The sequence below is a fragment of the Phenylobacterium koreense genome (assembly GCF_040545335.1).
GTDB lineage: Bacteria > Pseudomonadota > Alphaproteobacteria > Caulobacterales > Caulobacteraceae > Phenylobacterium > Phenylobacterium koreense.
This window is the reverse complement of record NZ_JBEPLU010000006.1, coordinates 1-3,454: the sequence shown is the minus strand read 5'-3', so window position 1 is coordinate 3,454 and position 3,454 is coordinate 1. Positions and strand designations below refer to the sequence as shown.

Genomic DNA, 3,454 nt, shown 5'->3' with positions numbered 1-3,454 from the left:
TGAGATTGGTTCAGGTGTGCCGCTTCAAGGGCCTGTAGCTCAGGTGGTTAGAGCACACGCCTGATAAGCGTGAGGTCGGCAGTTCGAGTCTGCCTGGGCCCACCACACTTTGCCGTGTGATCCTTGGGCGACAGGACGAGACGACGAGTTCCCAGCGGGGCTGGCTTCAAGAGGGGCCATAGCTCAGTTGGTAGAGCGCGTGCTTTGCAAGCATGAGGTCGTCGGTTCGATCCCGTCTGGCTCCACCAAGAAGCGGTAAGCGATCGTAAGGGACATGGTTTCCGACCTGGCCTGGCCAGGTTGGCGAATGACATTGTGAATTGAAGGGTTTGTCCGGCTTCCCCTGAAGCTTGCAGGACTTTCCTGAGAAGACATCAAAGCACAAAGCGCATGTGTGGGCGTTTTTCCGGCCTTTCGTACGGCTGGAAGACAAACCGTCCCCACGCATGAGTTTTGCTGAGAACGATCAAGCGCATAAGGGCTTCTGACGGATGCCTTGGCGTCGAGAGGCGATGAAAGACGTGGCACGCTGCGATAAGGTCCGGGGAGGCGCGAGCACCCTTTGATCCGGACATTTCTGAATGGGGAAACCCACCTTTACAGCCTGCGAATGTGATCTTCGGTTTTACCGGAGATGAGGTTCGTTGGTTGTTTAAAGGTACAATGACCTGAATACATAGGGTTCATTGAGCGAACCCGGGGAACTGAAACATCTCAGTACCCGGAGGAAAGGACATCAACCGAGACTCCCGTAGTAGTGGCGAGCGAACCGGGACCAGGCCAGCGCCGTCGTGACATAAAGCCGAACGATCTGGAAAGGTCGGCCATAGCGGGTGATAGCCCCGTAGGCGTCAATTAGCGACGGACTCGAGTAGGGCGGGACACGTGAAATCCTGTCTGAACATGGGGGGACCACCCTCCAAGCCTAAGTACTCCTCGACGACCGATAGTGAACAAGTACCGTGAGGGAAAGGTGAAAAGCACCCCGACGAGGGGAGTGAAATAGAACCTGAAATCGGAAGCCTACAAGCAGTCGGAGCCACCTCGCGTGGTGACGGCGTACCTTTTGTATAATGGGTCAGCGACTTCATGTGCCGTGCAAGCTTAAGCCGATAGGTGTAGGCGCAGCGAAAGCGAGTCTGAATAGGGCGAATAAGTACGTCGCATGACGACCCGAAACCAGGTGATCTATCCATGAGCAGGTTGAAGGCTGGGTAACACCAGCTGGAGGACCGAACCCGTGAATGTTGAAAAATTCTGGGATGACTTGTGGATAGGGGTGAAAGGCCAATCAAACCTGGACATAGCTGGTTCTCCGCGAAATCTATTTAGGTAGAGCGTCGGACGAATTCCTTGGGGGGTAGAGCACTGGATGGATGCGGGGGTCGCGAGATCTACCAATTCTAACCAAACTCCGAATACCCAAGAGAACTATCCGGCAGACACACGGCGGGTGCTAACGTCCGTCGTGAAAAGGGAAACAACCCTAACCATCATCTAAGGCCCCCAAGTACTGGCTAAGTGGGAAACGATGTGGGATTGCTTTGACAACCAGGATGTTGGCTTAGAAGCAGCCATCATTTAAAGAAAGCGTAACAGCTCACTGGTCAAGCGATCCTGCGCGGAAAATGTAACGGGGCTCAAGCCAGTCGCCGAAGGTATGGGTTCGCGTAAGCGAGCGGTAGCGGAGCGTTCCGTAAGCCTGTGAAGGTCAGTCGTGAGGCTGGCTGGAGGTATCGGAAGTGAGAATGCTGACATGAGTAGCGACAAAGAGTGTGAGAGACACTCTCGCCGAAAGTCCAAGGGTTCCTGCGTAAAGCTAATCTGCGCAGGGTTAGCCGGCCCCTAAGGCGAGGCCGAAAGGCGTAGTCGATGGGAACCAGGTGAATATTCCTGGGCCAGTTGGAGGTGACGAATTCCGTAAATTGTCAGGGCTTATTGGATTGTCCTGGCAGTGAAGGAGTTCCTGGAAATAACCCCAACGGAGACCGTACCCGAAACCGACACAGGTGGACAGGTAGAGTATACCAAGGCGCTTGAGAGAACTATGCTGAAGGAACTCGGCAAATTGCACGCGTAACTTCGGGATAAGCGTGACTCTCTTCTGGGCAACCAGTTGAGAGTGGCACAGGCCAGGGGGTAGCGACTGTTTATCAAAAACACAGGGCTCTGCGAAGCCGCAAGGCGACGTATAGGGTCTGACGCCTGCCCGGTGCCGGAAGGTTAAAAGGAGGGGTGCAAGCTCCGAATTGAAGCCCCGGTAAACGGCGGCCGTAACTATAACGGTCCTAAGGTAGCGAAATTCCTTGTCGGGTAAGTTCCGACCTGCACGAATGGCGTAACGACTTCCCCACTGTCTCCAGCATAGGCTCAGCGAAATTGAATTCCCCGTGAAGATGCGGGGTTCCCGCGGTCAGACGGAAAGACCCTATGAACCTTTACTGCAGCTTCGCCTTGGCGTTAGCGGCAACATGTGTAGGATAGGTGGGAGGCTATGAAACCGGGGCGCCAGTTCCGGCGGAGCCATCCTTGAAATACCACCCTTGTTGTCGCTGACGTCTAACCGCGGCCCGTTATCCGGGTCCGGGACATGGCGTGGCGGGCAGTTTGACTGGGGCGGTCGCCTCCCAAAGTGTAACGGAGGCGCGCGATGGTGGGCTCAGAGCGGTCGGAAATCGCTCGTCGAGTGCAATGGCATAAGCCCGCCTGACTGCGAGACTGACAAGTCGAGCAGAGACGAAAGTCGGCCATAGTGATCCGGTGGTTCTGCGTGGAAGGGCCATCGCTCAACGAATAAAAGGTACTCTAGGGATAACAGGCTGATTTTGCCCAAGCGTCCACAGCGACGGCAAAGTTTGGCACCTCGATGTCGGCTCATCACATCCTGGGGCTGGAGCAGGTCCCAAGGGTTCGGCTGTTCGCCGATTAAAGTGGTACGTGAGCTGGGTTCAGAACGTCGTGAGACAGTTTGGTCCCTATCTGCCGTGGGTGTACGAAGCTTGAGAGGATCTGTCCCTAGTACGAGAGGACCGGGATGGACACACCTCTGGTGGACCTGTCATGGCGCCAGCTGTGCAGCAGGGTAGCTAAGTGTGGAATAGATAACCGCTGAAAGCATCTAAGCGGGAAACTAACCTCAAAACAAGGCTTCGCCGAGAGCCGTAGTAGACCACTACGTTGATAGGCCAGGTGTGGAAGTGCGGCGACGCATGCAGCTTACTGGTACTAATCGCTCGATCGGCTTGATCGTTCTTAGTCAAACTCATGAACAACGCGCTTTGGCGCTCTGATGTCTTCTCGTTCAACGCATCCGTTTCGTTGACCTGGTGGCTATGCCGAGAGGTCCCCACCCGATCCCATTCCGAACTCGGTCGTTAAGCCTCTCTGGGCCGATGGTACTTCGTCTTAAGACGCGGGAGAGTAGGTCGCCGCCAGGTCTACCAAACGGATGCAA

The 3,454-nt window shown here is 55.3% G+C and carries 2 tRNA genes and 2 rRNA genes; all 4 read left to right on the top strand.

Features of this window, described 5'->3' with window-relative positions:
- Window positions 1-28: 28 nt before the first annotated feature.
- The 4 genes from ABID41_RS19335 (at window position 29) to rrf (ending at window position 3,437) form a co-directional block, all read left to right on the top strand.
- Window positions 29-105 (top strand) — tRNA-Ile (locus ABID41_RS19335).
- A gap of 67 nt (window positions 106-172) precedes the next feature.
- Window positions 173-248 (top strand) — tRNA-Ala (locus tag ABID41_RS19330).
- A 216-nt stretch (window positions 249-464) separates the two neighbouring features.
- Window positions 465-3,250 (top strand): 23S ribosomal RNA (locus ABID41_RS19325).
- A 72-nt stretch (window positions 3,251-3,322) separates the two neighbouring features.
- Window positions 3,323-3,437 (top strand): 5S ribosomal RNA (gene rrf / locus ABID41_RS19320).
- Window positions 3,438-3,454 lie beyond the last annotated feature (17 nt).